At 69.9% G+C, this 4,405-nt stretch carries 5 protein-coding genes; 4 read left to right on the forward strand and 1 reads right to left on the reverse strand.

Annotated features, from left to right (window positions below):
• Positions 1 to 99 precede the first annotated feature (99 nt).
• Positions 100 to 1,206: a ferritin-like domain-containing protein gene (locus J0695_RS36765; RefSeq protein WP_206969103.1), complete on the reverse strand. Its 1,107-nt coding sequence runs from the start codon at positions 1,204 to 1,206 to the stop codon at positions 100 to 102.
• A 128-nt stretch (positions 1,207 to 1,334) separates the two neighbouring features.
• On the opposite strand from J0695_RS36765, the gene J0695_RS36770 reads away from it, so the two are divergent.
• The 4 genes from J0695_RS36770 to J0695_RS36785 all read left to right on the forward strand — a co-directional run.
• The gene (locus J0695_RS36770) at positions 1,335 to 2,267 is read left to right on the forward strand and encodes an AurF N-oxygenase family protein (RefSeq protein WP_206969104.1); all 933 of its coding nucleotides are present in this window, start codon (positions 1,335 to 1,337) and stop codon (positions 2,265 to 2,267) included.
• Between the two features lie 126 nt (positions 2,268 to 2,393).
• Positions 2,394 to 3,116 (forward strand): TetR/AcrR family transcriptional regulator, encoded by a 723-nt coding sequence (locus tag J0695_RS36775; protein ID WP_206969105.1) that lies wholly within the window; start codon positions 2,394 to 2,396, stop codon positions 3,114 to 3,116.
• A 10-nt stretch (positions 3,117 to 3,126) separates the two neighbouring features.
• The gene (locus J0695_RS36780; protein WP_206969106.1) at positions 3,127 to 3,438 is read left to right on the forward strand and encodes a DUF8847 domain-containing protein; all 312 of its coding nucleotides are present in this window, start codon (positions 3,127 to 3,129) and stop codon (positions 3,436 to 3,438) included.
• Between the two features lie 75 nt (positions 3,439 to 3,513).
• Positions 3,514 to 4,405, forward strand: an 892-nt coding sequence (locus J0695_RS36785) for a coiled-coil domain-containing protein (RefSeq protein ID WP_372445888.1), incomplete at its 3' end; no start/stop codon positions are given.

Consider the following 4,405-nt stretch of genomic DNA (forward strand, 5'->3'; position numbering starts at 1 on the left):
CTGGCCGTACGGGTTCGGCTGCGGCTGCTGGGGCGGCGGGGGCATGGACACGCCAGCACGCTACTGCATCCGGGGGGCGAGGCCCGCGGACCGCGGGCCTCAGGTGGAACCGCCTTCGTCGATCGCCTCCGCCACCTCCGCCACACGCGCCTGCTCCTCCACCTCGAATCGCTCGCGGTCCAGTTGTTCCGCGATCTCCTCGTCCTGGGTCATCAGGAGGTCCAGGTTGGAGTTGCCCATCTCGAAGACGCCCATGTCGACGTACGCCTTCTGGAGGCGCTCGCCCCACAGGCCGATGTCCTTGACGCACGGGACGATGCGGCTGAAGAGGAGCTGGCGGAAGAGGTGCAGGAACTCCGACTCCTCCGAGAGCTGTTCGGCCTCCTTCTTCGGGATGCCGAAGTTCTCCAGGACCTCGACCCCGCGCAGGCGGTCGCGCATCAAGTAGCAGCCCTCGATGACGAATTCCTCGCGCTCGCGCAGCTCGGCGTCGGTGAGCTGCTTGTAGTAGTCGCGCAGCGCCATGCGGCCGAACGCGACATGGCGGGCCTCGTCCTGCATGACGTACGCGAGTATCTGCTTGGGGAGGGGCTTGTCCGTCGTGTCCCTGATCATGCCGAAGGCCGCCAGGGCCAGGCCCTCGATCAGTACCTGCATGCCCAGGTACGGCATGTCCCAGCGGGAGTCGCGCAGTGTGTCGCCCAGCAGTCCCTGGAGGTTGTCGTTGATCGGGTAGAGCATGCCGATCTTCTCGTGGAGGAAGCGGCCGTAGATCTCGGCGTGACGGGCCTCGTCCATCGTCTGCGTCGCCGAGTAGAACTTGGCGTCCAGGTCGGGGACCGATTCGACGATGCGCGCCGCGCAGATCATCGCGCCCTGCTCGCCGTGCAGGAACTGGCTGAACTGCCAGGCCGTGTAGTGGCGCCGCAGATTCCCCCGGTCCTTGTCGTTCATCTTCGCCCAGTACGGCGTGCCGTAGAGGGTCATCGCCTCGTCGGGGGTGCCGAGCGGGTCGTACGGATCCACTTCGAGGGACCAGTCGATGCGCTTGGCGCCGTCCCACTGCTTGTCCTTGCCCTTCTGGTAGAGGGCAAGGAGCCGGTCGCGGCCGTCGTCGTACTCCCAGCTGAACCGGGCCGAACTGGACGAAGGGACTTGCCAGTTGGGATCGATCGGGCCACCCGTGTAGAGCTCATGCGTCGACATACAGCGCAGGTTCACACGGCGTTGGACGCCGGGTCAACAAGTCGTGCGTGAGGGATTGACGAGCTTGCTGACAAGCTGTCTCATAAGACGTGACCGCTGGTAACCCACACGCATGAGGTGCCTCAGAGATGACCACCGTGACCGACCGCGAAGTGCTCCGTGACGCCCTCGGCCTCCTCCGGGACCGCGAACAGGTCGCCGAGCGTCTCCTCGAGTCATCCGCCAAGCACTCCTTCGACCCCGACAAGGAGCTCGACTGGGAGGCGCCCGTCGAGGACGGGAAGTGGTTCTGGCCGCCGGAGCTGGTGTCGCTGTACGACACCCCGATGTGGCGGAAGATGAGCGAGGACCAGCGGATGGATCTCGCCCGGCACGAGGCCGCGTCGCTCGCCTCGCTCGGGATCTGGTTCGAGATCATCCTGATGCAGCTGCTGGTGCGGCATATCTACGACAAGGCCGTGACCAGCCAGCATGTGCGGTACGCGCTGACCGAGATAGCCGACGAGTGCCGGCACTCGATGATGTTCGCCAAGATGATCCAGAAGGGCGGTGCGCCGTCCTATCCGGTGCCGCGCTTCTACCACAACCTCGCCCGGATCCTGAAGACCGTCTCCACCACCCCCGGATCGTTCGCCGCCACGCTCCTCGGCGAGGAGATCCTCGACTACATGCAGCGGCTGACCTTCCCCGACGAGCGCGTACAGACCCTGGTGCGCGGCGTCACACGCATCCATGTCGTCGAGGAGGCGCGCCATGTGCGGTACGCACGGGAGGAGTTGCGCCGCCAGATGGTCACCGCGCCGCGCTGGGAGCAGCACTTCACCCGGGTCAGCTGCGGGGAGGCGGCCCGCGTCTTCTCCACCTGCTTCGTCAACCCGGAGGTGTACACCAACGTCGGTCTCGACCGCCGCGAGGCCGTCGCCCAGGTGAAGGCGAGCGGCCACCGCGCCGAGGTCATGCAGAGCGGCGCCAAGCGCCTGACCGACTTCCTCGACGACATCGGCGTGCTGCAGGGGGTCGGGCGGCGGCTGTGGGTGAGCTCAGGGCTGCTCGCCCGTTAGGGCCTGGACGACATTGCCACGCGGCGGAGCCGCAAATCGGTACAGCCTGCAGGGGGTCGGGCGGCGGCTGTGGGTGAGCTCCGGGCTCCTGGCCCGCTAGGCCCGGTACGGGATTACGCTGCGGGGGTGACCCCCGCAGCAGTCCCCGCCTATCGACGGCTCAGCGTCGAGGAGCGCCGCAGTCAGCTCCTCGAATCGGCGCTGTCGCTCTTCGCCCACCGGGCGCCCGAGGACGTCTCCCTCGACGAGGTCGCCGAGGCGGCCGGGGTCTCGCGGCCGCTCGTCTACCGCTACTTCCCCGGAGGCAAGCAGCAGTTGTACGAGGCCGCCCTCCGCTCCGCCGCCGACGAGCTCGAACAGTGCTTCGCCGAGGCGCAGACAGGTCCGCTCACCCTGCGCCTCACCCGGGCGCTGGACCGCTACCTGACCTTCGTCGACGAGCACGACACCGGGTTCTCCGCACTCCTCCAGGGCGGCTCCGTCGCCGAGACCTCCCGTACCGGCGCGATCGTCGACGAGGTGCGGCGGGCCGCCGCCGAGCAGATACTCGTCCACCTCGGGGTCCCCCGGCCCGGACCCCGGCTGCGGATGATGGTCAGGACCTGGATCGCCGCCGTCGAGGCCGCGTCGCTGATCTGGCTCGACGAGGAGAAGCAGCCGCCGCTGGGCGAGTTGCGCGACTGGCTGGTCGACCACCTGGTGGGGCTGCTCACCGTCACCGCGGCGACCGACGCCCAGGCCGCGGAGGCCGTGCGGGCCGCACTGGCCCTGGAGACGGCCGAAGGGTCGGCCGGGGTGCTCGCCCGGCGGGTGATCCCGGTCGTCAGCGAGGCCGCCCACCTGCTGTGACACTGGTGGGGTGAAGAGCGAAGACACCCCCTTCGAGGGCGGCCCGCTGGACGGGCGCGTGCTGCCGGTACTGCTCGGGCCCACCGGGCACCCGCCGAAGCTGTACAAGGTGCCGGTCCCGGACGACGACGGCGGGCCGCCGACCGTGCTCGTGTACGTGAGGAACCCTGCGGGCCAGTCCGGGCGGGTCGGGCTCACCCGCCGGTGGAAGTACGTCCACTCCCCCGGGGGCAGGCCGTCCTCCGGAGTGAAATGGCCGTGGTCGAAGCCGGACCCCGCGCCGGAGCCGGACGCCACGCCGGGGATGGACCGTACCGAGTGACCTCGTTGGGCCGAATCGCTCACCCGTGAGGTGGACCGGCCGCCATCGCCCCATGGTCGGGGCGGAGGTGATGAGATGTCAGGGCGACTTCTCCGGTCCATCTGCACGGCGGCCATGGCGACGGTGATCGCCGCGACGCCGGCGTTCGCGGCGCCGGTGGATCCGCAGCCCACCACGATCGCAGGGGCGCTGGCCGAGCTGCAGACCCTCTACCGGCAGGCCGAGGAAGCGAGCGAGACGTACAACTCCACCGCCGCCGATCTCAAGGCGCAGACCGCGGCGACGAAGCGGCTCGACGCGCAGCTCGCGAAGGTGCGGGTCGCCCTGGCGGGCGGGCGGGACGAGGTCGGGCGGATGGCCAGGGAGCAGTACCAGGGACAGACCGGGCTCTCGGGCTACATGCAGCTGCTGCTCGCCCGGAACCCGCAGGAGTTCCTCGACCAGGGGCACCAGATCGCGCGCGCCTCCGAGGAGCGGCTGGCGCGGGTGACGCGCCTTGAGGGGTCCGAGGAGCGGGCGGGGGAGCTGGCGGCCCGTGCGCAGGAGGCACTCGACCAGGAGCAGCTCCTCGCGGGGCGGCAGCTGAAGCTGCGCGATGCGGTGCAGGGCCGGCTCAAGGGGGTCGAGGCGCTGCTGGCATCGCTGACCGATCAGCAACTGGCGGACGTGGCGCGGCTCGAACAGGCGGGGACGGATGCCGCCCAGCGCCCCCGACGCCAGCAGGTCCCGCTGCGCGGCATCCGTCCCCGCCTGTTCGAGCCGCGCCACGTCCGCCAGTTGCTGATCGGTCAGCGATGCCAGCAGCGCCTCGACCCCCTTGAGCCGGCCCTGCACCGCATCGCGCAGCTTCAGCTGCCGCCCCGCGAGGAGCTGCTCCTGGTCGAGTGCCTCCTGCGCACGGGCCGCCAGCTCCCCCGCCCGCTCCTCGGACCCCTCAAGGCGCGTCACCCGCGCCAGCCGCTCCTCG

This window comes from Streptomyces beijiangensis (assembly GCF_017315755.1).
GTDB lineage: Bacteria > Actinomycetota > Actinomycetes > Streptomycetales > Streptomycetaceae > Streptomyces > Streptomyces beijiangensis.

Coding starts and splice junctions, on each gene's coding strand:
- J0695_RS36765 (WP_206969103.1), bottom strand. CDS start 1,206: ATGTCGACGCATGAGCTCTACACGGGTGGCCCGATCGATCCCAACTGG.
- J0695_RS36770 (WP_206969104.1), top strand. CDS start 1,335: ATGACCACCGTGACCGACCGCGAAGTGCTCCGTGACGCCCTCGGCCTC.